Here is a 25,528-nt window from a genome sequence, read left to right on the forward strand (position 1 = left end):
ACACGCTGAGTCCCATGACGCACAACACCTCCCGATTCGACGACAAGATCGCGCTCATCACCGGCGGCACGAGCGGCATGGGACTGGCCACCGCGCGCAGGCTGCTCGCCGAGGGCGCACAGGTGGTCATCACCGGGCGCGACAAGACGCGGCTGGACGCCGCGGTCGAGGACCTGGCCGGCGGGGCCCGGGTCCTCGCGGTGTGCGGCGACGTGGCGAGTCTCGCCGACCTCGATTCGCTGACGACCGCGATCCGGGACCGGCACGGCCGGCTGGACGTGGTCTTCGCCAACGCGGGTGTCGCTTCGTTCCAGCCGAACGGTGACATCACCGAGGCCGAGTTCGACCGGGTGGTGGACATCAACTTCAAGGGGGTGTTCTTCACCATCCAGAAGACCCTCCCGCTGCTGTCCGAACACGCGGCGATCGTGATCAACGCGTCGTGGACGCTGCACCGCGGCTTCGCCGGCGCCTCCCTCTACGCCGCGACCAAAGCGGCGGTGCACAACCTGGCGCACACCCTCGCGGCCGAACTGGGGCCCAAGGGCGTACGGGTCAACTCCGTCAGCCCCGGCTACATCGAGACCCCGATGTTCCACGACAACATCACTGCCGACGCACGACCCGCGGTCGTCGCCGCGGTGGTCGCGGGCCGTCTCGGCACCCCCGAGGATGTCGCCGACGCGGTCGCCTTCCTCGCTTCCGGGGAAGCGTCCTACATCAACGGGCAGGACCTGGTCGTCGACGGTGGCCTGGTCGCGGCCGTCCCCGGCTTCACGGAGTAGCCACGGCCGCGGGGACGGCGTGCGGACGCACGCCGTCCTAGACCTCCAGCACCACGGCCAGCCCTTGGCCGACGCCGATGCACAGCGCGGCCAGGCCCCAGCCACCGCCGCGGCGGCGCAGTTCGTGGGCGAGTTGGATGATGACGCGCCCACCGGACGCGCCTAGCGGGTGGCCGAGGGCGATGGCGCCGCCGTTGACGTTGACGATCTCAGGGTCGAGTTCCGGCCAGTCGGCCAGGCAGGCCAGCGACTGGGCGGCGAAGGCCTCGTTCAGCTCGACCGCCGCCAGGTCCGACCAGCCGATCCCGGCCCGCCGCAACGCGATCTCCGCGGCCTGGACCGGGCCGATGCCGAACACGTGCGGATCGACGCCCGCCGCTCCCCGCCCGGCGATGCGAGCCAGGGGTGTCGCGCCGATCCGGTCGGCGGCGGCCCGGTCGCCGACCAGCAGCGCGGAGGCGCCGTCGTTGAGCGGGGAGGAGTTGCCGGCGGTGACGGTCCCGGCCGGGCGGAACGCCGGCTTGAGCTTGGCCAGCCGGTCCGGGTCGGTCTCGGGGCGGATGGCCTCGTCACGGGTCAGCTCGGTGCCGGGCACCGGCGTCACGTGGTCGTCGTAGAAGCCGTTGTCCCACGCCTTGGCCGCCAGTTGGTGGCTGCGCGCCGCGAACTCGTCCTGCCGCTCACGCGTGATGCCGTACTGCTCGGCCAGGCCCTCGGTGCTCTCGCCCAGCGACACCGTCCACTGCTCGGGCATCTTCGGGTTGACCAGGCGCCACCCCAGCGTGGTCGAGTGCAGCGTCTCGTGCCCGGCGGGGAAGCCCTTCGCCGGTTTGGGCAGCACCCAGGGCGCCCGGCTCATCGACTCCACGCCGCCCGCGACCACCAGCGACGCGTCACCCACGGCGATGGTGCGAGAGGCCTGCATGACCGCGTCCATGCCCGACCCGCACAGCCGGTTGACCGTGCTGCCGGGGATGGCAGTGGGCCAGCCGGCCAGCAGGGTCGCCATCCTGGCCACGTTCCGGTTGTCCTCACCGGCCTGGTTGGCGTCGCCCAGCAGGACCTCGTCGACCAGCGCCGGGTCGAGGTCCCGGCGTTCGGCGAGCGTCCGCAGCACGTGCGCGGCCAGGTCATCGGGTCGGACGCCGGACAGCCCGCCGCCGTAGCGGCCGAACGGGGTGCGCACACCATCGAGCACGAAGACGTCGTTCACGCGGAATCCTCCCTGAGCATCGTCGCTCAGAACTCGATCGGCCAGCCCGTGTAGGCCTCGGCCAGGTGGGTGGCAGCGGACGTGCTTGCGGTGACCAGCTCCAGCTCACCGAGCTGCCGTTTGAGGTCGAACGCCGAACCGGCCGGGTCGGTGTGCAGCATCGAGGTCATCCACCACGAGAAGTGCTGCGCGCGCCACACCCGCCGTGCCGCCGTCGGCCCATAGGCGTCCAGCAGTTCGGCGGACCCGGTGGCGAAGTAGCTGTCCAACGCACGAGCCAGGACTACCACGTCGGCCACCGCCAGGTTGAGCCCCTTCGCGCCGGTGGGCGGCACGGTGTGCGCAGCATCTCCGGCCAGGAACAGCCGACCGTGCCGCATCGGCTCGCAGACGTAGCTGCGCATCGGGATGACGCCCCGGTCGAAGATGCGGCCCTCGGCCAGGATGAAACCGTCGCCGGCGACCCTGGCGTTCAACTCGTCCCAGATCCGGTCGTCGCTCCAGTCCTCGGCGCGCTCGTCCGGGGCGCACTGGAAGTACATCCGCTGCACCTGCGGCGTCCGGGTGCTGATCAGCGCGAACCCGCGTTCGGAGTGGGCGTAGATCAGCTCCTTGGACGACTGCGGCGCCTCGGCCAGGATGCCGAACCAGCCGAACGGGTAGGCCCGGAAGTAGTCGGTGCGCTCGCCGTCGGGGATGGAACGCCGGCTGATGCCCCCGGACCCGTCGCACCCGGCGATCACGTCGCACCGCAGCTCGACCGGGGTGCCGTCGGCGTCGGTGAACGAGATGACCGGCTCGTCGGAGGTCAGCCCGTGCAGCGACACGTCGCTCGCCTCGAACCGGATGTCCGCCCCGGCGTCGAGCCGTGCCGCGATCAGGTCCTTGAGCACTTCGTGCTGCGGGTAGAGCCAGACCGCGCGCCCGGTGAGCCCGGTGAAGTCGATCCGGTGCCCCTGACCGCCGAACCGGAGCTCGATGCCCTCGTGCCGGGCGCCCTCGGCCAACGCCCGCGCGCCGACGCCCATCGCGGTCAGCAACTCCACCGTGCCCTGCTCCAGGACACCGGCGCGGATGGTCTGCTCGATCGCCGCACGGCCGCGCGTCTCGACGACCACGGAGTCGATGCCGCGCTCGGCCAGCAGGTGGGACAGCACCAGGCCCGCGGGACCGGCGCCGACGATTCCGACTCTCGTTCGCATGGGTCAACCCAAGAACGACACGCGCCCGTTCGCCAGGAAGGACTTCCACAGGGTGGAAGTGGTGGCGATCCCGACACCGCCACGCGGTTACGTTCGGCGTCCGGTGTTCGGTGTTCGGGGTGCAGAGAAGGAGAACCGGCATGGCGGTCAACAGCGACGTACCGCGGCGGTCGATGGCCGGGCGGGCGCTGGCACTGCTCGGCACGTTCGACGGCGGCCACCCGCGGCTCAAGCTCACCGAACTCGCCCGGCGCGCGGACCTGCCCCTGCCCACGGTCCACCGGTTGGCCGCCGAACTGGTGTCGTGGGGCGCGCTGGAACGCGACGCCACCGGGTACTACAGCATCGGCCTGCGGTTGTGGGAGGCGGCGACGCTGGCCCCGGTGGCCGGTCGGCTGCGCGAGATCGCCCTCCCGTTCATGCAGGACCTCTACGAGACGACCCGCGAGAACATCCACCTCGCCGTGCACGACGGCTTCGACGCCCTGTACGTGGAGAAGCTGTCCGGTCACCGCTCGGTGCCCGTCGTCTCGCGGATCGGCGCACGGTTGCCGATGCACTCCACGGGGGTGGGCAAGGCCCTGCTGGCCCGCGCCGACGCCGCGTTCGTGCGCGCCTACGCCGAACGCCCCCTGCCCCGCTTCACCCGCTACACGATCACCGAACACGCCCGGCTGCTGCGCGAACTGCGTGCCACCGCCGAACGCGGGTACGCGCTGACCAACGAGGAGATGACGCTCGGCACGTGCTCGGTGGCCGTCGCCATCCCGTCCGACGGCTACACACCCGCCGGCGCGCTGGGCATCGTGGTCCGCTCGGTGCGCACGGACCTGCACCGCCTGGTCCCCGACCTGCGGGCCGCCGCCGAGGCGATCGGGCGGAAGCTGGACGAAGCGGTGGACGACACCCAGCCGGGACGGGCCTGAACGCCGATCGTCGCGGGGCGGACGCCACCCGGTGGTGACGCCCGCCCCGCGACGATCAGGTCCGCACCTACCGCTCGTCTCCTCGCCCGGACGAACCGCCGGTCGCGAGCGCCCGGTCCGGTTCGTCGTCGAGCCGCCGCGGCGGAGGGGCGACCGGACGGCCGGACATGGGCAGTTTCCGCAGTTCGGCCTTGCGCACCTTCCCCGAACCGGTGCGCGGCAGCTGTTCGACCAGGTCGATGTGCACCGGCACCTTGTACTTCGCGAGCCGCGCGAGCAGGAACTCCCGCAGCTCCTCCCGGGTCGGACCGCCGGCCTCCCCGCACCGGACGAACGCCCGGCCGACCTCGCCCCACCTCGGATCCGGCACGCCGATCACGGCGGCCTCGACCACGGCGGGGTGTTCGACGATGGCGTTCTCCACCTCGGCCGGGTACACGTTCTCCCCGCCGGAGATGAACATGTCCTTGAGCCGGTCCACCACGTACAGGTGGCCCTCGGCGTCGAAGCGGGCGATGTCGCCGGTGCGGAACCACCCGCCCGGCAGGAACGCGGCGGCGGTCGAGACGGGGTCGTTCCAGTAGCCGGGGGTGACGTTCGGCCCCCGGACCAGCACCTCCCCCGGCTCGTCCACCCCGGCGTCCACCTCGTCGTCACGCATGACCCGGACGTCGGCGAAGAACACCGGCACCCCGGCCGAGCCGACCTTGCGGGTGCTCTCCCCCGCCTCCAGGAACGTCGCGCCGGGCGCGGTCTCGGTGAGGCCGTAGCCCTGGCAGAACGTCAGCCCGCGTTCCTGGTAGGTGCGGATGAGCGATTCGGGCACCGCCGCGCCGCCGCACAGCAGGTGCCGCAGCGACGACAGGTCGGCGGTGTACCAGCGCGGTGACGCGGCGAAGTCGGCGTACATGGTGGCCACACCGAAGATCAGGGTGATCCGCTCGCGCTCGATGAGCTCGTACACCCGGCCCACGTCCCACGACGCCGTGAGCACCATCTTGCCGCCCTTGATGAACGTGGGCAGCAGGGTCTGGGCGAGCGCCGCGACGTGGAACAGCGGCGCGGACACCAGGGTGCACTCGGTGCTGGTGACGTCCACCCCGACCAGCAGGTTGAACGTGTTCCAGATCAGGTTGGCGTGGGTGAGCATCGCCCCCTTGGGGCGACCGGTGGTGCCGGAGGTGTAGAGGATGACCGCGACGTCGTCGGGGTCCACCGGTTCGTCGATGGGCTCGGCGGACCCTTCGGCCAGCCAGCTCTCGTAGTCGTGCTGCCCGACGTCCGAGCCCTCGACCGCGACGACCACACCCGGCGCGATGCCCACCAGGTCACGCACCACGCCCGCGCACTGCGGCCCGAACACCAGCACCGAGGGCCCCGAGTCCGCCAGCACGTGCCCCACCTCGGGTGCGGTGAGGCGGAAGTTCACCGGCACGAAGGTGCCGCCGAGCACGTGCGTGGCGAACATCGTCTCCACGAACGACGGGTGGTTGGGCCCCAGGTAGGCGACCCGGTCCCCGGAGGACACACCCGCCGCCCGCAACCGGTCCGCCAGGCGCGTGACGCGCGTGGCGAACTCGGCGTAGGTCATCGTTCGTCCGGAGTGGACGATCACGGTGCGGTCCGGCGACATCTGCGCCCGCCGGTACGGCCATCCCCCGAGGCCCGCGTTCTGCATTTCGGTTCTCCTGTCAGGCTACGGCGACTGGTTGGAGTTCACGCGTGCTGGTTTCCTTCAACGCGAGCACGCACACCACGGTGAGCAGGCAGAACCCCGCGATGACCGACGAGATGAGGGTAAGTCCCTGTCCCCCGGTCGCTCGCTGGATCGCGGCGAACAGCAGCGGTGCGACACCCGCGCCGAGCCCGGCGATCTGATAGCCCAACGACGCGCCCGTGTAACGGTTCTCCGTGCTGAACAACTCGCTGTACAGAGCCGCTAGCGGTCCGTACATCATCGGGTGGATGAGGCCCTGCCCCACCACCAGCGCGAGGGTGAGCAACGCCGTGTCACGGCTGTCCACCATGGGGAACAGGACGAAACCGAACACCGCCATCGCGACCGCGCCGGCCACCACGACCGGCCGCCGGCCGAACCGGTCGGACGCGGCGGACCAGCCGAGGATGCCGACCACGGCGAACGCCGAGGACAACGTGAGCGCGTTGAGCACGGTCTGGCGCGCGTGACCGGCCTGCACGCCGTACGCCAGCGTGAAGGTGGTCAGCGTGGACTGCGCGACGAACGCGGCCAGCCCGACCCCGATGCCCAGCAGCAGCACGCGCGGGTGGTTGCGCAGCACGTCCACCAACGGAATCCGGCGCTTGACCCCGGCCTGCTCCACCGCCCGGAACGCCGGTGTCTCCTCGACCTTGTGCCGGACCCACAGACCGATGCCGAGCAGCACGATGCTGATCAGGAACGGAATCCGCCAACCCCACTCCAGGAACGCCCGCTCGCCGACCACCGCGGCGGTCGTGGTGAGCGCCAACGTCGACAGCACCATCCCGCACGGCGCGCCCGCGTTGGTGAAACTGGCCCACAGGCCACGCCTGCGGGTGGCGTGCTCGGCGGACATCAACACCGCGCCGCCCCACTCGCCACCGACCGCGATGCCCTGCACCACGCGCAGGATGACCAGGCCGACCGGCGCGAGGGTGCCCACTTGGGCGTACGTCGGCAGCAACCCGATGAGGAAGCTGGCCACACCCATCAGGGTCATGGTCAGCACGAGCATCCGCTTGCGCCCCAACAAGTCGCCGAAGTGTCCGAACAGGACTCCGCCGAGCGGGCGGGCCAGGTAACCGGTGGCGAACGTGCCGAAACTCGCGATGGTGGCCACGAGCGGGTCGAGGTTGGAGAAGAACACCTTGTTGAACACCACGGCGGACGCGGTGGCGTAGAGCAGGAAGTCGTAGTACTCGATCACGCTGCCGAGGAAACTCGACGCAACGGCGCGACGGAGTTGAACGTTGGGGACGTTCTCGGTGTTCGGCATGGTGACCTCGCGTCTATGCGTAGTGCCGGTACACGGCGCGCGCGACGCACGCCGGCTTGTCCGAACCGTCGATCACGACGGTGAAGTCCAGCACCATCTGGACGCCGTTGCCCTTGACCTCTTCCACCGACGCCACCGTGCCCGACAGCCTGATCTTGCTGCCGACCGGAACGGGGCTGGGGAAGCGCACCTTCTCCAAGCCGTAGTTGACGCTCATCCGGATGCCGTTGATCTCCAGCAGTTCGCCGAACATGGGGATCATCAGCGACAGCGTCAGGTAACCGTGCGCGATGGTGGTGCCGAACGGTCCGGTCGCCGCCCGCTCCGGGTCGGTGTGGATCCACTGGTCGTCGTCGGTGGCGTCGGCGAAGGTGTCAACCCGGCTCTGGGTGATCTCGCGCCAGTCGGTGTGCCCGAGGTCCTGCCCGGCCAGCGCGAGGATCTCGGCGGGCCCGTTCACGGTCGTGGTCATGTGCGCTCCGCGTGGTCGTCGGCGACGGCGAGGCCGAGCAGCCTGGCCGCGTTGTGCTTGAGGATCTTGGGTCGGACCGCGGGCTTGAGGTCGAGCGCTTCGAAGTCGGCCAGCCAGCGGTCCGGTGTGATCACCGGGTAGTCCGAGCCGAACAGCACCTTGTCCTGCAGCAGCGAGTTGGCGTAGCGGATCAGCTGCGGCGGGAAGTACTTGGGCGACCACCCTGACAAGTCGATGTAGACGTGCGGCTTGTGCGTGGCCACCGCCAGCGCCTCGTCCTGCCACGGGAACGACGGGTGCGCGAGGATGATCCGCAACTCCGGGAAGTCGACGGCCACGTCGTCCACCAGCATCGGGTTGGAGTACTTCAGCCTGATCCCGCCACCGCCGGGGACACCGGCGCCGATCCCGGTCTGCCCGGTGTGGAACAGCGCGGGCACGCCCAGTTCCTCGATGGCCTCGTACAGCGGGTACGCCATCGGGTCGTTCGGCGCGAAACCCTGGAGGCTCGGGTGGAACTTGAACCCGCGCACGCCGTGCTGCTCGACCAGCCTGCGCGCCTCCAGCACGCCCGCCCGGCCCTTCCACGGGTCGACGCTGGCGAACGGGATGAGCACGTCGGAGTGCTCGGCGCAGTTCGCCGCGACCTCCTCGTTGGCGATGCGCGGGTGGCCGGTGGCGTGCTCGGCGTCGACGGTGAAGACGACAGCCGCCATCCGCCGTTCCCGGTAGTAGGCGGCCATCTCGTCGATGGTCGGCTGCCGGTGGTTGTGCCCGCCGAAGTACTTCTCCGAGGCTTTGAGCAGTTCCGGGCTCAGGGACGCGTGGCCGTCCTTGGACACCTCGGCGTGGGTGTGGACGTCGATGGCCACGAGTTCGTCCAAGGGGAGGACCACGTCAGGCCGCCGGCGGGTTGGGCGCGGGGATGCCGTAGGTCTCCGGGCTCGCGCCGACGCCGGTCTCCCACGACTCGGCGATGGCGTCCGCGGACCACCCGCCGTCGGCGAAGGCCACGGCCTTCTCCTGCGGGTGCGACCAGAGCGCGAGGCGGTCGCCACCGATGCCGATGGCCTGACCTGTGACGCTCCGCGCGGCGTCCGAGGCGAGGAAGACGATCAGCGAGGCGACGTCCTCGACCGTGCCCAGGCCCTCGTCCTTGCGCAGCCACTCCGGGAACGGCGTGCCGGTGCGCTCCGCCTCCTCGATGACCGGCCCGAACGCCGGGATGGTCTTGGTCATCTCGGTGGCCGCGACCGGGACCACGGCGTTGACCGAGATCTCCGCGCGGGCCAGCTCCATCGCCCACGTGCGGGCCATGGCCACGATGCCGGCCTTCGCCGCGGCGTAGTTGGTCTGCCCGAAGTTGCCGCGCTGGCCGGCGGGCGAGGAGATCAGCACCAGGCTGCCGCCCCGGCCCTGTTCCCGCATCCGCACCGCGGCGGCGCGGGCGCAGGTGAACGTGCCGCGCAGGTGCACGTCGACCACCGCGTCGAAGTCCGCGTCGGACATCTTCCACAGCACCTTGTCGCGCAGGATGCCCGCGTTGGTGACCATCACGTCCAGCCCGCCGAACTCCTCGACGGCGGTCGCGACCAGCCGGTCCGCGGTCTCGGTCGGGCCCACCGGCGCGACCACCGCGACCGCCCGTCCCCCGTCCTCCTCGATGGCCTTCACGACCGTGCTCGCCGCCTCGGCGTCCACGTCGTTGACGACGACCGCGGCGCCGGCTTGTGCCAGTGCCTCCGCGTACGCCCGCCCAAGTCCCCGGCCGCTACCGGTGACCACGGCGACCTTCCCTCGCAAGTCCATGACGGCGTCTCCTCACACGTTGGCTACCGCGTTACGAACATACGGCAGTTTTGTGACGGCCGTCCAGACTGTGCCCAACATCGTTTCTCGACCTACACCCCCGCCGGCTACCCTGACCAAGTGACCGACCGCCGCGACGACCAGCCGCAGAACGCACGACCCCAGTCGCTGATGCTGTCATTCCTCGGCCTCTACCTGCTCGAACGCGGCACCCACGACCTGCGCTCGCAACTGCTGCGGGCCGGCTTCGGCAGGCTCCAAAGTGGACTGTGGATCGCACCGGGCACCCGCGACGCCGCCGGAATCGTCGAACAACTGGGCCTGACCGCCAACGTCACCGTCTTCACCGCCCAGCACACCAAACCGACCGACACCGCCGACCTGATCCACCGGGTCTTCGACACCGAGGCAATCGCCGCCCGCTACCACGACACGGCGTCCACCCTCGCGGCGGACGTCATCGAGGAAATCCCCGCCGCGTCTTCAGTACGTTGTCAGCAGCAACCGGATCGGGGAGGAGTACGGATGAGCACCAAGGCCAGCGACACGGTCCCTTCCGCTGATGCGTCCCGCGAGGAGGTCCACGCCTGGAACGCGGCCGTCCTGAAGGAGTACCAGGCCAACGCAGGCCGTGTCGGCGGTGCGCTGACCGGCATGGACCTCCTGCTGCTGACCACGACCGGCGCCCGGTCGGGCAAGCCCAGGACCATTCTCACCGTCTACTTCCCCGACCACGACCGCTATCTGCTGGTGGCCAGCAATTTCGGCAAGCCGCACCACCCCGGCTGGTACCACAACCTGGTATCCACTCCCGAGGTCACCGTGCAGGTCGGCGGCGAACAGTTCGCCGCCCACGCGGTCGTCCTCGACGGCGCCGAGCGTGATCACGCGTTCGACAGGGTGACCGCCCGGTACCCGTTCTACGCGGCTTACCAGGACGGCGTGACCCGCACGATCCCGGTGGTCGCGCTGACACGTACCGATCAGGCATGAGCGCAGACCAGTCAAGGCGTTCGCCGGTGCCGGCCGCGCCTCGGCCACCGCACCACGCCGTGCCCGCGCCACCGTGCGCACCGCCTGGTGCTCAAGGGCTTCACCGGAGGATGTGCGGGATGACCACGCCGGGACCGGCCGGCACCCGTTTGCCGGGCGGGCTGCACACAACGATCGTGACCTGGCTCATTCCTGGCAGGACGGCTACTACTTCCTCGCCTCGCGCGTCGCGTAAAGACCCCGTCATGCGCCCCGCCGTGGACGGCTGACCAGGGTCAGGCAGGCGGCGCCGAAGTGCTGTCGCGCAGCACCAACCGGGTCGGCACGAGGGTCGTACCCGGCTCGACCGGCTTGTTGCGCACCTGCCGCAGCACGCGTTCCACACACCGCCGGCCGACCTCGGCGAAGTCCTGGTGCACCGTGGTCAGGGGCGGGATGAAGGAGGTCGAGTCGGGGATGTCGTCGAAACCGACCACGCTGACGTCCCGCGGCACGACCTTGCCCTTCTCGTGGAACGCCCGCAGCAGCCCCAACGCCATCTGGTCGTTGGCCGCGAACACCGCCGTGCAGTCCGGCTCGTCGACCAACGCCAGCCCGGCGCGGTACCCGGACTCGGCGGACCAGTCGCCGTGCACGAGCGGCGGGACGGGTCGGCCGGCCTGTTCGAGCGTGGTCTGCCACCCCGTGGCACGACGTTCGGCCACGAACGACTCCTCGGGGCCCGCCACGTGCCAGACCGTGTGGTGGCCCAGCTCCAACAAGTGGCGCACGGCCTGGACAGCGCCGTCGACCTGGTCGGTGTCCACGACGACGTAGCGGTCGTCGGCCTCGGAGGCCACGACGACCACCGGCACACCCACCGGGAGGTTGACCGTGGCGGCGTCGAGGAGGTGCACCTCCATGCTCACGATCACCGCGTCGACCGCGAGTTCGCCGAGGCGGGTGAACGCCCCCAGCACACCGTCCCTCGTGGGCACGGCGACGGGGATCAGCGTGATCGCGTAACCCTCTTCGGCGGCGTGGTCGACTATGGCTTCCAACGTCCGGCTGTTGCCGACCGTGGCCAGCGTGAACAGGATGACGCCGATGGTCCGGAACTGGCCGTACTTCAACGCGCGCGCCGCGCTGTTGGGCCGGTAACCCAGCTCCTGCATGGCGGCCAGGACCTGTTCCCGGGTCGAGTCCACGACACCGGGGTGTCCGTTGGACACGCGGGAGACGGTCTGCGCCGACACACCGGCACGGCGAGCCACGTCCGCCATCGACACCCGTCGGGTCGGTCTCGCGGGCGGGTCCGCTGGTACGCCGGCATCCGACCTGGTCAGGCTCACGCTCCGCCCACTCCCTTCCGCGCCGAGCCTTGACGCCACGGCACCGTGCTGCAACTATAGCGCCGAAATGTTTGCGTAAACATCCACCGGCTCTCACAGCCGCGCCCCCGTGGTCGATTCGAGTCACGGGCAGGTGTGTGGGTTATGTTTGCGCAAACATCACGGCAGCCGCGACGATGCGGCGGGAAGTAGAGGAGCACAGTGGCACCACCTCAACCCGCCACAGTCGTGCCCGACGTCGACGAATCCGCAACCCTTGGGGCCGACAAGCCCGAGGCGCGCAAGACCCGCAAGACCGAGCAGCCGCGTCGGCGGCGCTCGTGGGTCGGCTGGCGGTTCGTCGCCCCGTTCCTGGTGGTCTTCGCGCTGGTCTTCCTGGCGCCGATCGTCTACTCGATCTACCTGAGCTTCTTCCAGAACCGCCTGGTCGGCGGCAACTCGTTCGTCGGGCTGGACAACTACGGGGAAGTGCTCACCGACCCGCAGTTCTGGTCCAGCGTCGGCCGGGTGTCGCTGTTCCTCGTCGTCCAGGTGCCCGTGATGCTGTTCCTGGCGTTGCTGGTGGCGCTGGCCGTCGACAGCGGACGGCTCTACGGCCGCAACTTCTTCCGGCTCGCGGTCTTCCTGCCGTACGCGGTGCCCGCCGTCGTCGCCACCCTGATGTGGGGCTTCATGTACGGCACCCGGTTCGGGCTGGTCGGCAACATCAACGAGGCGTTCGGCATCACCCTGCCGGACCCGTTGTCACCCGAGTGGGTGCTCACGGCCATCGGCAACATCGTGACCTGGGAATTCATCGGTTACAACATGCTGATCTTCTACTCCGCGCTCCAGGTCATCCCCCGATCGCTGTACGAGTCGGCGGAGATCGACGGCGCGAGCCAGCTGCGGATCATCACCTCGATCAAGCTGCCCGCGCTGCGCGGCGCTCTGATGATCGCCACGATCTTCTCGATCATCGGCAGCTTCCAGCTGTTCAACGAGCCGGCCATCCTGCAGAAGATCGCACCGAACGCGATCACCACCGACTTCACGCCGAACCTGTACGCCTACACGCTGTCCTTCTCCGGCCAGCAGTACAACAACTCGGCGACCGTGGCGATCGTCATGGGCGTGATCACCATGATCGTGGCCTACCTCGTGCAGTTGCGCGGCATGCGGAAGGACGGCTGACGATGACCGCACCCACCGGTACCCGGACCACGGGCACCCGACCCGCCCGCCTGCGCACGGTCCGACCGCGAGTCGCCCCCCTGCGCCCCGCCGGCCGGACCAGCAAGCCCCGACGCAGCGTGCTGCTGACCGTGCTGACCGGCATCGTCGTCCTCTACTCCCTGGTCCCGCTGCTGTGGCTGGTCATCAACGCGACCAAGACGCAGCCCAGCCTGCTCTCCTCGTTCGGTCTGTGGTTCGACGGCGACTTCGCGTTGTGGGACAACATCCAGCGCACCCTGACCTACAACGACGGCATCTTCGTGCGGTGGCTGTCCAACACCCTGTTCTACGTCGTGCTCGGCGCGGGCGGCGCCACGTTGTTGTCCGCCGTCGGCGGGTACGGGCTGGCGAAGTTCAACTTCCCCGGCAAACGCGGGGTGTTCGCCGTGGTCATCGGCGCGGTGGCCGTGCCGGGAACGGCGCTGGCGGTGCCGACGTTCCTCATGTTCAGCCAGATGGGGCTGACGAACACGCCGTGGGCGGTCGTCATCCCGAGCCTGATCTCGCCGTTCGGCCTCTACCTGATGTGGACGTTCGCGGCCGAGGCGATCCCCGACGAACTGCTCGAAGCCGCACGCCTCGACGGCGCCGGCGAGTTCCGCATCTTCTTCCGCGTGTGCCTGCCGCTGCTGGCGCCCGGATTGGTCACCGTGCTGCTGTTCACCTCGGTCGCGACGTGGAACAACTACTTCCTGCCGCTGATCATGCTCAAGGACCCGGACTGGTACCCGCTGACCGTCGGCCTGAACGCGTGGAACGCGCAGGCCATCACGGCGGGCGGTGATGTCGTGTTCAACCTCGTGATCACCGGCTCGCTGCTGACCATCGTCCCGCTCATCGCGGCCTTCCTGCTGCTCCAGAGGTACTGGCAGTCCGGTCTGGCCGCAGGCGGTGTGAAGGGATGACCCGTCCCGCAGCACCACATCTCCCCCAGCAAGTCCCCGCATCCGAAAAGGTCGCACCGTGATCAGACAACGCCGTCGCTCTGTGTTCACCGCCCTCGCGGGCGCCCTCGCGCTCGTCCTGGCCGCCTGTGGTTCCGGCGGCTCCGACACCGGAACCCAGGAGCAGTTCTCCGCCGAGGACGTGCAAGCCGCGCTGGACGCCGGCGGCACGATCAAGGTGTGGGCCTGGGAGCCGACGCTCAAGCAGGTCGTCGCCGACTTCCAGCAGAAGTACCCCAAGGTGAAGGTGGAGCTGGTCAACGCCGGCACCGGCGACAAGCAGTACACCGCCCTCCAGAACGCGATCGCGGCCGGTTCGGGCGTGCCCGACGTCGCCCAGATCGAGTACTACGCGCTGCCGCAGTTCGCGCTGGCCAAGTCGATGACCGACCTCAAGTCGTTCGAGGCCGACAAGTTCGAGGGCACCTTCAGCACCGGTCCGTGGACCTCGGTGCACGCGGGCGAGGGCATCTTCGGCCTGCCCATGGACTCCGGCCCGATGGCGTTGTTCTACAACAAGGAAGTGTTCGACAAGCACGGCATCGCGGTGCCGACCACGTGGGACGAGTACGCCACCGCGGCCCGCGCCCTGCACACCGCCGACCCCAAGGTCTACATCACCAGCGACACCGGTGACGCGGGCTTCACCACCAGCATGATCTGGCAGGCGGGCGGCAAGCCGTACAAGGTCGACGGCACCAACGTGAAAATCGACTTCTCCGACGAGGGCTCGCAGCGCTTCACCACCATGTGGCAGCAGCTCATCAGCGAGAAGCTGGTGTCGCCGGTCAACGGGTGGAGCGACCAGTGGTACCAGGGCCTCGGTGACGGGTCCATCGCCACGCTGGTGATCGGCGCGTGGATGCCGGCCAACCTCCAGTCCGGTGTCGCGGCGGGCGCGGGCAAGTGGCGCGTGGCCCCCATGCCGCAGTGGGAGGCCGGTGGCAAGGCCACCGCGGAGAACGGCGGCAGCGGGCTGTCCATCCCCACCGCCGGTGCGAACAAGGCGCTGGCCTACGCGTTCACCAAGTACGCCACCGCCGAGGAAGGCGCGACGACGCGGACCAAGGGCGGCGCGTTCCCGGCGACGACGGCCGAGCTGTCGTCCCAGGAGTTCCTGAACGCGGAGTTCCCCTACTTCGGCGGCCAGAAGGCCAACGAGGTGCTGGCCCAGTCCGCGAAGGACGTCGTCGGCGGCTGGTCCTACCTGCCGTTCCAGGTCTACGCCAACAGCATCTTCAACGACACCGTCGGCAAGGCCTACGTGTCGGACACGAAGCTGAGCGACGGCCTGAAGGCCTGGCAGGAGGCCTCGGCCAAGTACGGCAAGGACCAGGGGTTCGCGGTCAACTGACCCGGCCGCCACACCAGTAGAGAACACCACTGAGGAAAAGGACACCCATGGGCGTGCTGGGCATCACCGACGACGGATTCACCCTCGACGGCGACCCGTTCCGGATGATCTCCGGCGCGTTGCACTACTTCCGCGTGCACCCGGAGCTGTGGGAAGACCGGATGCGCAAGGCGAAGTGGATGGGTCTCAACACGATCGACACCTACATCCCGTGGAACCTGCACGAACCGCAGCGGGGTGCGGTGGGGGCGGAGGCAGGGCTTGATCTGCCTCGCTTCATCGACCTGGCGCAGGAGCACGGCTTGCACGTGCTCCTGCGGCCAGGCCCGTACATCTGCGCCGAGTGGGACGGCGGCGGCCTGCCGCCGTGGCTGCTCACCGAGCCGGACATCCGGTACCGCAGCACCGATCCCCGTTTCCTCGGCGCGGTCGAGTCGTACTTCGCGGCGCTGTGGCCGATGCTGGTGGACAAGCTCGCCACGCGCGGCGGCCCGGTGCTGGCCGTGCAGGTGGAGAACGAGTACGGCGCGTACGGTGACGACACCGAGTACATGCGCCGGCTGGCAGACCTGTTGCGCGCCAACGGTGTGGACGTGCCGCTGTTCACCTGCGACCAGCCCGCCGATCTCGCCCGCGGCGCGTTGCCCGGTGTGCTGCGCACGGTCACGTTCGGCAGCCGGGTCGCGGAGTCGTTGGCCGCGCTGCGCGCGCAGCAGCCCACCGGTCCGCTGATGTGCTCGGAGTTCTGGAACGGCTGGTTCGACGACTGGGGCGCACACCACGTCACCCGGTCGGCAGAGGACGCCGCCGCGACGCTGGACGAGATGCTCACCGCCGGCGCGTCGGTCAACCTCTACATGTTCCACGGCGGGACGAACTTCGGCTTCACCAGCGGTGCCAACGACAAGGGCACCTACCGACCGATCGTCACGTCCTACGACTACGACAGCCCGCTGAGCGAAGCGGGCGACCCGACGCCCAAGTACCTGGCGTTCCGGGACGTCATCGCCAAGCACGCCCCCGTTCCCGATGGGCCGCCGCCCGAGGCCGGTCCGAAGCTGGTCGTGCCTGAGGTGACGCTGACCTCCAGCGCGCTGCTGCTGGACAGCACGGACGTGCTGGGCTTCGCCAAGCAGGACGCGCAGCCGTTGACCATGGAGCAGTTGGGCCAGGCCTCCGGGTTCGTGCTGTACGAGACCGTGGTCGAGCGGGCCGGGCCCGCGCTGCTGGACGTCACGGCGTTCGGTGACCGGGTCCAGGTCTTCATCGCCGGGCAGCCGGTCGGTGTGCTGGAACGGGAACGGCACGAGCACGTGGTGTCGTTGACCGTGCCGCACGCCGGTGCGGTTCTCGCGTTGCTCGTGGAGAACCAGGGCCGGGTCGACTACGGCCAGGCGATCCACGACCGCAAGGGCATCACCGGTCCCGTGCTGCTCGACGGCGTCGTGGTCGAGGACTGGACCAGCCGGGCCCTGCCGCTGGACGACCTCACGGGGCTGCGGTTCGCCCCGACCACCGCCGCTCTCGTCGGTCCGGCGTTCCACCGCGGTGTCATGCACATCGACACCCCGGCCGACACGTTCCTGTCGTTGGCGGGCTGGACCAAGGGCAACGCCTGGGTCAACGGCTTCCACCTCGGCCGCTACTGGTCACGCGGCCCCCAGCAGACCCTGTACGTGCCGGCGCCGGTGCTGAGGCCGGGTGCGAACGAGATCACCGTCCTCGAACTGCACTCCACGCGCAGTCCGGTGGTCGCGCTGCGATCGCAACCGGACCTCGGTCCCACCGAGCGCTGATCTGCCGCTGATCTGCGGAAGCCGCCGCCGCAGCCGGAACACCCGCACCGAATGAGGAAGTCAACGATGAATTCTTCTCCCACCCGCCGACGGCGGACGACGCGCCTCGCGGCCGCGGTCGCCTGCGCAGTGAGCGTGGCCGGCCTGATCACCGCGGTCGCGCCCGCCGCGAACGCCGTCTCCACCGCCCAGTTCAAGGGCGTCAACTGGGCCGACCCGCGCGACAACTACGCCGCCGACGAGGTCGTACCCTCCGGTCTGTCCAAAACGGACAGCTACCGGACCACGTACGCCAAGGCCAGCGCGGTGATCGGCGAGTTCCGGGCCGAGCTGGGTGCGAACACCGTGCGGCTGCCGATCAACCCGGCCACCGTGAACGGCCCGTTCTGGAACTCCTACACCGGCGTCATCGACGCGGCGGCGGCCAAGGGCTTCAAGGTGATCCTGGCCTACTGGGAGTCGCCGGTCCCGTCCAAGGACGGCAAGATCGACGACGCCGCCGCGTTCGACCGGATGTGGAACCGGGTCACGTCGAAGTACGCGCGCAACGGCGCGGTGTACTTCGAGCCGATGAACGAGCCGTTCGGCTACAGCAGCCAGGAGTGGCGCGACATCGCCGCCCAGTGGCTCGCGACCTACCCCCAGGTCAAGCGCAACCGGGTGTTCATCGGCGGCATCAAGTACAGCGAGGACGTCAAGCCGGTGTGCGCGGACGCCCGCCTGAACGGCACCTACCTGGCGCTGCACCAGTACGGCTTCTGGCACCAGGACTGGACCGACCCGCAGCAGTGGGAAGACGACCTGCGCGCCCGAATCGGCACCTGCGCGTCCCGCACCGTCCTGGACGAGTTCGGCGCCTCGATGACCACCGGCCTCAACTACAACGGCCCGGTCAACGGCTCCAACGAGATCGCGTACATCCAGGCCGTCACCGACACCCTGCGCGACCTCGGCATGGGCTCCGTCTACTGGCCCGGCCTGCGCACCGGCGACACCTACTCCCTGACCACCCTCCAGGGCACCGGCACCAACCTGTCCCTCACCGTAACCAACCCCACCGGCCTCAACCGCCTCCGCTGGGGCTGGGGCGGCGGCGTCGGCAACAACTGACCCGCGCTCGGTGTGAGATGGCGGGCCGTTCTCCGGAGCGGCCCGCCTTCTGGCGTTCGTGCCGAGGGTGGACCGGCTGTGCGCGACGAGGCTACAAGCGGTTACAGAACGCTACAAGTGGGCTACAGGCTGAAGGCGATCGAGCGCAGGATCACCACTCCGATGAACACCGCGGTGAACGCCAGGTCGATCGACAGCCCACCGGCTCGCACCGGCCGCAACACCCGCCGCACCGGCCTGATCACCGGCTCCGTCACGACATGCGTCAACGCGCGGGCCCGCCCCACCCACCGCGGGACATCGGCCACCAGCCCGGCCCAATCCAGCACCATCCGGGCGATCAACAGCAGTAGGAACACCGTCAACGCGTATCCGAGCAGAGATCCGATGATGCTCATGGCGAACTCCTCCGTGGCGCCGGCCGTCTTACCCACATCAACGCGGCCGGACAAGCCTGCAGTGCCGCCTTCGCCGTGTTCTCAGCCGACTATCAGCTCAGGCCGGCACGCCGTCGGGTCGTCGGCGGCGAGGGCACCGGCGGCATGTCCCGCAGGATCGCCCGCTCCGCCTGCTGGTGCAGCTCCCGGGCCCGTTCACTGGTCGGTGCGGTGTCCGCGGCGGTGAGCAGCGCGTCCACGGCGGGGTTGTCGGCCGGGCAATCAACCGGGAAACGCCGCGGGTGGTCGCGCCGGTCGTCGAACCCGGCCCGACCACCCGCGAGGAGCGTGTCTAGCGAGCGAAGAAACCGTTCAGGGTGCCGAAGTCGAGCGCGCCGGCGAGTTCGTCGTAGGTGCCCTTGGTCAGCGCCTCGGCCGCCACGCGCTGGGCGAGGGTGTAGGCCGACTGGGTCACGGCGGTGCCGAGGCTGACCCGGCGGACCCCCGCCGCCTCGAACTCGGAGACGGTCGGCGCGCCCGGCCACGCCATCACGTTGACCGGCAGGGACGTGGCCTTCGCCAGCGTGGCCAGGGCGTCCAGGTCGATCAGGCCCGGCACGAACAGGACGTCCGCGCCGGCCTCCGCGTACACGGCGGCGCGGGCGATCACGTCGTCCAGCCGGCCCTCGGCTTCGCCGATGCCGAACAGGAAGACGTCGGTGCGCACGTTGAGCACCAGCTCGGGCAGTCCGGCCCGCTCGGCCGCGGCACGGCCCGCGCGCAGCCGCTCGGCCTGCTCCTGCGCGGTGAACAACGGCCCGCCGGGCGCCTGCGAGTCCTCGATGTTCACGCCCACCCCGCCGGCCTCGACGGTCTTGGCCACGTCCTCCGGCGTCGGGCCGTACCCGCCCTCCACGTCGGCGGTCACCGGGACGTCCACCGCGCCCGCGATGCGCCGGATCTGCTCGACCATATCCGGTCGGTTACCGGGCTCCGGCCGCAGCCCCGATCGCCGTCAGGCAGGACACCACGTCGGCCGTGGTGGCACCGCTGTCCAGCACGACAGTGGCGACTACCGATCTTGTCGGCAGTACTCGGGAATGGTGACGAACCGGATACACGGTGCGGCTCCCGGTCGGGAGCCGCACCGCGGGAATCACGGGGTCACAGAGCCCGCTCCAGGTGTTCGGACATCAGCCTGACGAAACGGGACGGGTCGGGCAGGTCACCGCCCTCGGCGAGCAATGCCATGCCATACAGCAACTCGGCCGATTCGGCCAGCCCGTCGTGGTCCTCCCGTTCGGCGAACGCCTTGTGCAGGACGGTGACCAGCGCGTGGCCGGGGTTGAGTTCGAGAATCCGCTTCACCGGCGGCAATTCCTGACCCATCGCCCGGTACATCTTCTCCAACGTCGGGGTCAGGTCGTGGGCATCGCCGACGACGCACGCCGGCGACGTGGTCAGGCGCGACGACAGTCGCACTTCCTTGACCTTGTCCGTGAGCGTCGTCGTCATCCACGCCAGGAAGTCGGAGAACTCCTTCTGCCGCTCCTCCGCCTGCGCCTTCTCGTCCTCGGTCTCCAGGTCGACCTGCCCCTTGGCGATCGACTGGAACGTCTTGCCCTTGAACCCGGGCACCGCCTCGACCCACATCTCGTCGATGGGATCGGTGAGGATCAGCACCTCGAAGCCCTTGGCCCGCAACGCCTCCAGGTGCGGCGAGTTCTCCACCGTGGCCCGCGAGTCACCGGTCATGTAGTAGATGTGCTGCTGGTCGTCCTTCATCCGCTCGACGTACTGGGCCAGCGTCGTCTGCTTCTCGGCGTCCTGGGTCGACTGGAACGAGGCGATGTCCAGGATCGCGTCACGGTTCTCGGTATCGCTGAGCAGGCCTTCCTTGACCGCCCCACCGAACTCGCGCCAGAACGTCTCGTACGACTCGGGCTTGTCCGCCAGCAGGCTCTTGACCGTGGACAGCACCTTCTTCACCAGCCGGCGGCGCATCAGCTGGATGTGGCGGTCGTGCTGGAGGAGTTCGCGCGACACGTTCAGCGACAGGTCCTGGGCGTCCACCACGCCCTTGACGAACCGGAGGTACTCCGGCATCAGCTCTTCGCAGTCGTCCATGATGAAGACGCGCTTGACGTAGAGCTGCACGCCGCGCTTGCGCTCGCGCATGAACAGGTCCAGCGGCGCCTGCGACGGGATGAACAGCAGCGCCTGGTACTCGAACACCCCCTCGCCGTGCATGCGGATGGTTTCCAGCGGCTTGTTCCAGTCGTGGCTGACGTGCCGGTAGAACTCCGCGTACTCGTCCTCGGTGACCTCGCTCGCCGGACGTGCCCACAGCGCCTTGCGGGAGTTGATCGTGGCCGGCTCGGCGCCGTCCTCCTTCGCCATCCGGATCGGCCAGGTGATGAAGTCGGCGTAGCGCTTGACGATCTCGATGATCTTCGCGGTGGACGTGTAGTCGGCCAGGTGGTCCTCGGCGTCCGCCGGCTTGAGGTGCAGCGTCACGGCGGTGCCCTGCGGCGCGTCGGCGACGTCCTCGATCGTGTAGGTGCCCTCACCGGTGGACTCCCACCGGACGCCCTCCGCCGAACGCGGGTGCTTGGTCACCAGCGTGACCTTGTCGGCGACCATGAACGAGGAGTAGAAGCCGATGCCGAACTGCCCGATGAGGTCCTGCGAGGCGGCGGAGTCCTTGGTCTCCTTCAACTTCTGGAGGAACTCCGCCGTGCCGGACTTCGCGATCGTGCCGATCAGGCCGATCACGTCGTCCCTGGTCATGCCGATGCCGTTGTCCCGGATCGTCAGCGTGCGCCCGTCCCGGTCGACCTCGATGGCGATGTGGAGGTCCGACGTGTCCGCGACCAGGTCCTTGTCGCGGAACGTCTCCAGCCTCAGCTTGTCCAACGCGTCCGAGGCGTTGGACACCAGTTCGCGCAGGAACGTGTCCTTGTTCGAGTAGACCGAGTGGATCATCAGCCGGAGCAGCTGACGTGCTTCTGACTGGAACTCCAGCGTTTCCACGTTCTTCCTTTCCTTCCGAGCTTCGTCAACCCACGATCGTACTGTGTTTGATTGCCGCTGCTCCGCAGACGGCGGGCGAGGTCGCCTGGGGGGTCGCGACCTCGCGGGCGCGGAGGGTGGCGCGTCACAGTGGGTGGTGGGGCGAAATCCGGTCGATCGTGGCGGCGCGTGGTCTCTATGGTTCTCGTGGAATCCAGTGGTGGGAGGGGTCATGCGCACGCAGTACCCGCGCACGCCGCACCTCCCGTGGTCGCCGGGTGTCGGCGGACGACGTGCGGGTCGCGGACCTGGACGGGCTGCGCGGCCGTGAAGTGGTGGTCACCGAGAAGCTCGACGGCGAGAACGTCTACGCGCGTCACTCGATCGTGTATTCGGACTTGGAAAGCTGGTTCTACGGGTTCTCCGTGTGGGATGGCGACCGCTGCCTCGATTGGGACCGCACTGTCCGGTTCCTGCGGGATGTCGGCGTGCCCACTCCCCCGGTGCTGTGGCGCGGGGTGTCGACGAGCGCGTGCTGCGGAAGCTGCGCATCGACACTGCGCGGCAGGAGGGCTTCGTCGTGCGGACCGTCGAGGGGTTCGAGCGCGACGAGTTCGGGCGGCGGGTGGCCAAGTGGGTGCGGGCCCGTCACGTGCGGACCGACACGCACTGGATGACGGCTCCGGTGGTGGAGAACGGGCTCGGGCCAACACCCGGGTGCTGCGGGACGGGCTCGACCGGCTCGACGCCGCGCTGCGCGCCCACCGGACCGTCGTGGCCGAACTGGCCGCGGCCGACGCGGACGTCATCGCGCTCCAGGAAGTCGAGGCCGGCCTCCTTGCCGCGCTCATCGCCCAGCCGTGGGTGCGGGCGAGCTACACGCTGGACGTCGACCCGCTCGGACCGGACGTCGACCGCACGGGTCTGGTGGTGTTGAGCCGCCTGCCGGTGATCGAGGCCGGGCGGTTCGCGCTCAGTGCGCACAAGGCCGTCAGCGCGATCGTGGTGGAGACCGGTGGCGGTCCGCTCGTCGTCGCGGCCACCCACCTGACCAGCGATCACACCGCGAACGGACCGTCGAAGCGGCGGGCCCAGCTGGCGCGCGTCGCGGAGGCGTTCGCCGGGGTGGAGGGCGATGTGGTGCTGGTCGGTGACTTCAACGACGGTGGACGGCGACCGGCCGCCGTGCTCGGGATGCGGGACGCGTGGCTCGAAGCGCGCTCGGACGAGACGCCGACGTTCGATCCCGTCGCCAACCCGCTGGCCTCCGTGTCCTCGCTGTCCGGGCGGGCCTCGCGGCTCGACCGGGTGTTCCTGCGCGGACGGCTCCGGTGCGTCGAGGCGGACCTGTTGGGCACCGGGCCGGCCGACTTGTTCGTCTCCGACCACTACGGCGTGCTGGCGAGGGTGGCACCTGTCGTGCCGTCCGCCGACGTGCTCGAATCGTCGCCGACACCGCGCACTGCGGTCGTGTGGTTGCCGAGGGCTGTGCCGCCGGCGGTCGAGCAGGTCCGCCGTGAGCACGACCCCCGTGCCGACCGCTGGCCGCCGCACGTGACGGTGCTGTTCGGGTTCGTCCCGGAATCGGACTTCGAGCGGGCCGTTCCGCTGCTGTCCCAGGCGGTCGCGGAGGTGCCGGCCTTTCCGGTGCGGGTGGAGACGCGGAGTCGAAGTCGTCCGGGTCGGGAACGGTGACGTACCGACCCTGCGCTGAGCTCGGCGACTCTACGGACCTCGCAGAGGTCGGACTCACGTGGGGGCCGGATCAGGCCGTTGAGGGTCAGGGCGAGCACGTCTGTTCATCGGCGTCGACCCCGGACACGGCCGAACCGGCACCACCCGCTGGCAACCCTTGACCTTCGACAGCGCCCACCTCGCCACCGCCACACCCAGCCCGCTCTAGCGCGGCCTGCGTACGGGTGTGCACTGCGCGGACGTGTGCGGGAGCGTGCTCAGGAGTGGCGTGCCCACGCGCCTTCGGCCACCGGTGAACGATCGCGCAGCGGCTCCCACCAGTCGCGGTTGTCGGCGTACCAGCGGACGGTCTCGCGCACTCCGGTCTCGAACTCCACCAGTGGCTCCCAGCCGAGCTCGCGGCGGATCTTGGCGGAGTCCAGCAGGTAGCGGCGGTCATGACCAGGACGGTCGGGTACCTCCTGCTTCAGCGACGTGGGCAGGCCCAGTTCGTCGAGCACCAGGTTCGCGATCTGCTCGACGCTGGCTTCGACGCCGGTGCCCACGTGGTAGGTCTCCCCGATCCGGCCCCGGTCGAGCACTGCGTCGATGGCGCGCACGTGGTCCAGGGCGTGGATCCACTCGCGGCGGTTGTCCTTGGAGGTGTAGATCGGCAGCGGTCGGCCGTCCAGCGCATGGGTGGTGAACAGCGGCAGCACTTTTTCCGGGAACTGGTGCGAACCGTAGTTGTTGGCGCAGTTGGTGATCGTGACCGGCAGGCCGAACGTCTCGTAGTAGGCGCGTACCGCGTGGTCGCTGCCCGCCTTGCTGGCGTTGTACGGCGTGCGCGGCCGGTACGGCGACTCTTCGGTGAAGGCCTGTTCGGCGTCCAGCGCGAGGTCACCGTAGACCTCGCAGGTGGAGATGTGGTGGAAGCGTTCGACACCGACCTGGCGGGCGGCCTCCAACAGGGCTTGGGTGCCCAGCACGTTGGTGCGGAAGAACCGGCCGGGATCGAGGATCGCGAGGCTGTTGTGCGACTCGGCGGCGAAGTTGACGATCACGTTGACGCTGTGGTCGCGCAGCACCTGCTCGGCGTCGGCGATGTCGGCGTGTACGAAGGTGATCTGCTCGCGCACGTCGGCGAGGTTGGTCTCGGTGCCCGCGTAGGTCAGCGCGTCCAGCGCGACGATGCTGTCGTCCGGGTGCTCGCGCACCCAGTGGCGGACGAAGTGCGAGCCGATGAACCCGGCTGCTCCGGTGACGAGGAGACGCATGTCAGCCTTCCTGTTCGGTGCTGGTGACCGGGGCGACTCCGGGTGGTTCGGCGCCTGCGGTCGCAGGCCAGCCGCGGAATTCCACCTCCAGCCGGAAGCGGTGTCCGAGGTAGCGGTGCTCGGACAGGGCGATCGGTTTGTCGTCCGGTCCCACGGCGAGACGGCGGACCAGCAGCACAGGGGTGGAGACGGGAACCTCGAGCAGGTCCGCAACGCGCTGGGAGGCGGCCGTGGCGGCGATGCTCTGGCGGACCACGGCAACCCGATGCCCATGGCGGCGCAGGGTTTCCCAGGTTCCCGGATCCTCGGCGTCCACGCGGCTGACCGGTGCCGCGAGTGCCAGCGGAACCCACTCGGTGACCACGTCCAGCGGGGTCGTGCCGGCCCGTCGCAACGCCTGGACCCGTAGCGTTTCCGTGCTGCCGGGAACGGCCAGCAGGTGGGCCACGCTGTCGGGTGTGGTGCCGTACCCGTACTCGACCACCGTGCGCGCGAGCGGGACACCGGCCTCGGCGACCGCCGAGCCGGCGTGCTGGAAGCTGCCCAGCGCCAAGGACTGCCCGAACGAAGCGCCGGAAACGACGTACCAGCCCGCTCCCTTGCGGGAGGCCAGCAGCCCTTCCGCGCGGAGTTGTTCCAGGGCCCGCCGCACCGTCACCCGGCTCACTTCGTACCGGCGACCCAGTTCGGCTTCGCTTTCCAGTGACCCGGACGGCCCGTAGTCACCGAGCGCGACCCGTTCCCGCAGCTCAGCGGCGAGCCACTGCGACCGGGAACCTGTCATAACCTGTATCATACAGACTGCGACAAGCAGCTACGAGTCGTTCGCGAACACACCCCGGCCCAGCCTCTGCGGTGGCCACAGGGACCTTGCTGCCCGTCGAGGATTCGAACCTCGGTCTCCGCGGTCAGAACGCGGTGTCCGTGCCAACTGGACCAACGGGCATCGGGTGGTGTTCGGCGGCTCCCGGTCCAGGGTTCGAACCTGGGCTGGACGGATCCAAAATCCGCCGTGCTGCCGACTACACCAACCGGGATCGGG

At 69.5% G+C, this 25,528-nt stretch carries 24 protein-coding genes and 2 tRNA genes; 10 read left to right on the forward strand and 16 right to left on the reverse strand.

Annotated features, from left to right (window positions below; all coding sequences use genetic code 11):
- Positions 1-14: 14 nt before the first annotated feature.
- Positions 15-785: an SDR family NAD(P)-dependent oxidoreductase gene (locus tag ALI22I_RS30815; RefSeq protein ID WP_077009025.1), complete on the forward strand. Its 771-nt coding sequence runs from the start codon at positions 15-17 to the stop codon at positions 783-785.
- A 37-nt stretch (positions 786-822) separates the two neighbouring features.
- Here ALI22I_RS30815 and ALI22I_RS30820 read toward each other — a convergent pair whose 3' ends face one another.
- Together ALI22I_RS30820 and ALI22I_RS30825 are read right to left on the reverse strand one after the other, a co-directional pair.
- On the reverse strand, positions 823-1,998 hold the full coding sequence (locus ALI22I_RS30820) for a thiolase family protein (RefSeq protein WP_077009026.1): 1,176 nt from the start codon (positions 1,996-1,998) through the stop codon (positions 823-825).
- Positions 1,999-2,024: 26 nt separating this feature from the next.
- A complete protein-coding gene (locus ALI22I_RS30825) occupies positions 2,025-3,200 on the reverse strand; it encodes a 4-hydroxybenzoate 3-monooxygenase (protein WP_077009027.1) in 1,176 nt (391 codons plus the stop codon).
- A gap of 140 nt (positions 3,201-3,340) precedes the next feature.
- Here ALI22I_RS30825 and ALI22I_RS30830 point away from each other — a divergent pair, with 140 nt between their 5' ends.
- A complete protein-coding gene (locus ALI22I_RS30830; RefSeq protein WP_077009028.1) occupies positions 3,341-4,126 on the forward strand; it encodes an IclR family transcriptional regulator in 786 nt (261 codons plus the stop codon).
- A 67-nt stretch (positions 4,127-4,193) separates the two neighbouring features.
- Here the strand turns inward: ALI22I_RS30830 and ALI22I_RS30835 are convergent, their stop codons facing one another.
- The 5 genes from ALI22I_RS30835 to ALI22I_RS30855 are packed head-to-tail and all read right to left on the reverse strand — an operon-like array spanning position 4,194 to position 9,403.
- The gene (locus tag ALI22I_RS30835) at positions 4,194-5,804 is read right to left on the reverse strand and encodes an acyl-CoA synthetase (RefSeq protein WP_077009029.1); all 1,611 of its coding nucleotides are present in this window, start codon (positions 5,802-5,804) and stop codon (positions 4,194-4,196) included.
- 13 nt (positions 5,805-5,817) lie between these two features.
- Positions 5,818-7,122, reverse strand: a complete 1,305-nt coding sequence (locus tag ALI22I_RS30840) for an MFS transporter (protein WP_077009030.1) — start codon at positions 7,120-7,122, stop codon at positions 5,818-5,820.
- Between the two features lie 13 nt (positions 7,123-7,135).
- Positions 7,136-7,594, reverse strand: coding sequence for a MaoC family dehydratase (locus tag ALI22I_RS30845; protein ID WP_077009031.1), 459 nt, complete (start codon positions 7,592-7,594; stop codon positions 7,136-7,138).
- Positions 7,591-8,478, reverse strand: coding sequence for an amidohydrolase family protein (locus ALI22I_RS30850; protein WP_443216980.1), 888 nt, complete (start codon positions 8,476-8,478; stop codon positions 7,591-7,593). Before ALI22I_RS30850 ends, ALI22I_RS30845 begins: the two co-directional genes overlap by 4 nt.
- Positions 8,479-8,491: 13 nt before the next feature.
- Positions 8,492-9,403: an SDR family NAD(P)-dependent oxidoreductase gene (locus ALI22I_RS30855; protein ID WP_077009033.1), complete on the reverse strand. Its 912-nt coding sequence runs from the start codon at positions 9,401-9,403 to the stop codon at positions 8,492-8,494.
- A 120-nt stretch (positions 9,404-9,523) separates the two neighbouring features.
- On the opposite strand from ALI22I_RS30855, the gene ALI22I_RS49750 reads away from it, so the two are divergent.
- Complete coding sequence (locus ALI22I_RS49750) at positions 9,524-10,396, forward strand: nitroreductase/quinone reductase family protein (protein ID WP_143532516.1); 873 nt, start codon at positions 9,524-9,526, stop codon at positions 10,394-10,396.
- Positions 10,397-10,671: 275 nt separating this feature from the next.
- Here ALI22I_RS49750 and ALI22I_RS30865 read toward each other — a convergent pair whose 3' ends face one another.
- Entirely contained in the window at positions 10,672-11,658 is a 987-nt protein-coding gene (locus ALI22I_RS30865) for a LacI family DNA-binding transcriptional regulator (protein ID WP_083752145.1), read from the reverse strand.
- Positions 11,659-11,928: 270 nt separating this feature from the next.
- On the opposite strand from ALI22I_RS30865, the gene ALI22I_RS30870 reads away from it, so the two are divergent.
- The 5 genes from ALI22I_RS30870 (at position 11,929) to ALI22I_RS30890 (ending at position 18,146) form a co-directional block, all read left to right on the forward strand.
- The gene (locus ALI22I_RS30870; protein WP_238598665.1) at positions 11,929-12,900 is read left to right on the forward strand and encodes a carbohydrate ABC transporter permease; all 972 of its coding nucleotides are present in this window, start codon (positions 11,929-11,931) and stop codon (positions 12,898-12,900) included.
- Positions 12,901-12,902: 2 nt separating this feature from the next.
- Positions 12,903-13,847 (forward strand): carbohydrate ABC transporter permease, encoded by a 945-nt coding sequence (locus tag ALI22I_RS30875; RefSeq protein ID WP_077009036.1) that lies wholly within the window; start codon positions 12,903-12,905, stop codon positions 13,845-13,847.
- A 58-nt stretch (positions 13,848-13,905) separates the two neighbouring features.
- A complete protein-coding gene (locus ALI22I_RS30880) occupies positions 13,906-15,240 on the forward strand; it encodes an ABC transporter substrate-binding protein (protein ID WP_077009037.1) in 1,335 nt (444 codons plus the stop codon).
- 47 nt (positions 15,241-15,287) lie between these two features.
- A complete protein-coding gene (locus ALI22I_RS30885) occupies positions 15,288-17,036 on the forward strand; it encodes a beta-galactosidase (RefSeq protein ID WP_077009038.1) in 1,749 nt (582 codons plus the stop codon).
- A gap of 66 nt (positions 17,037-17,102) precedes the next feature.
- Positions 17,103-18,146: a glycoside hydrolase family 5 protein gene (locus ALI22I_RS30890; RefSeq protein ID WP_077009039.1), complete on the forward strand. Its 1,044-nt coding sequence runs from the start codon at positions 17,103-17,105 to the stop codon at positions 18,144-18,146.
- 122 nt (positions 18,147-18,268) lie between these two features.
- On the opposite strand, the gene ALI22I_RS30895 is transcribed toward ALI22I_RS30890, so the two are convergent.
- From ALI22I_RS30895 to htpG, 4 genes are all read right to left on the reverse strand, one after another.
- The gene (locus tag ALI22I_RS30895; protein ID WP_077009336.1) at positions 18,269-18,544 is read right to left on the reverse strand and encodes a YggT family protein; all 276 of its coding nucleotides are present in this window, start codon (positions 18,542-18,544) and stop codon (positions 18,269-18,271) included.
- Positions 18,545-18,636: 92 nt separating this feature from the next.
- On the reverse strand, positions 18,637-18,783 hold the full coding sequence (locus ALI22I_RS51370) for a hypothetical protein (protein ID WP_179118423.1): 147 nt from the start codon (positions 18,781-18,783) through the stop codon (positions 18,637-18,639).
- 92 nt (positions 18,784-18,875) lie between these two features.
- A complete protein-coding gene (locus ALI22I_RS30900) occupies positions 18,876-19,496 on the reverse strand; it encodes an isocitrate lyase/PEP mutase family protein (RefSeq protein ID WP_077009040.1) in 621 nt (206 codons plus the stop codon).
- 191 nt (positions 19,497-19,687) lie between these two features.
- Positions 19,688-21,508 (reverse strand): molecular chaperone HtpG, encoded by a 1,821-nt coding sequence (gene htpG / locus ALI22I_RS30905; protein ID WP_238598693.1) that lies wholly within the window; start codon positions 21,506-21,508, stop codon positions 19,688-19,690.
- Between the two features lie 362 nt (positions 21,509-21,870).
- On the opposite strand from htpG, the gene ALI22I_RS30910 reads away from it, so the two are divergent.
- Together ALI22I_RS30910 and ALI22I_RS30915 are read left to right on the forward strand one after the other, a co-directional pair.
- The gene (locus tag ALI22I_RS30910; protein WP_238598694.1) at positions 21,871-22,212 is read left to right on the forward strand and encodes an RNA ligase family protein; all 342 of its coding nucleotides are present in this window, start codon (positions 21,871-21,873) and stop codon (positions 22,210-22,212) included.
- Positions 22,213-22,252: 40 nt separating this feature from the next.
- Positions 22,253-23,230: an endonuclease/exonuclease/phosphatase family protein gene (locus ALI22I_RS30915; RefSeq protein WP_238598666.1), complete on the forward strand. Its 978-nt coding sequence runs from the start codon at positions 22,253-22,255 to the stop codon at positions 23,228-23,230.
- A 257-nt stretch (positions 23,231-23,487) separates the two neighbouring features.
- Here the strand turns inward: ALI22I_RS30915 and rfbB are convergent, their stop codons facing one another.
- The 4 genes from rfbB to ALI22I_RS30935 all read right to left on the reverse strand — a co-directional run bounded on the left by rfbB (position 23,488) and on the right by ALI22I_RS30935 (position 25,523).
- The gene (rfbB, locus tag ALI22I_RS30920; RefSeq protein ID WP_077009043.1) at positions 23,488-24,486 is read right to left on the reverse strand and encodes a dTDP-glucose 4,6-dehydratase; all 999 of its coding nucleotides are present in this window, start codon (positions 24,484-24,486) and stop codon (positions 23,488-23,490) included.
- Position 24,487: 1 nt separating this feature from the next.
- On the reverse strand, positions 24,488-25,270 hold the full coding sequence (locus tag ALI22I_RS30925; RefSeq protein WP_077009044.1) for a GntR family transcriptional regulator: 783 nt from the start codon (positions 25,268-25,270) through the stop codon (positions 24,488-24,490).
- Positions 25,271-25,359: 89 nt separating this feature from the next.
- Positions 25,360-25,432, reverse strand: a tRNA-Gln gene (locus ALI22I_RS30930).
- Between the two features lie 18 nt (positions 25,433-25,450).
- Positions 25,451-25,523: transfer RNA gene (locus tag ALI22I_RS30935), tRNA-Gln, on the reverse strand.
- Between the last annotated feature and the right edge of the window lie 5 nt (positions 25,524-25,528).

This window comes from Saccharothrix sp. ALI-22-I, assembly GCF_001984175.1.
Taxonomy (GTDB): Bacteria; Actinomycetota; Actinomycetes; order Mycobacteriales; family Pseudonocardiaceae; genus Actinosynnema.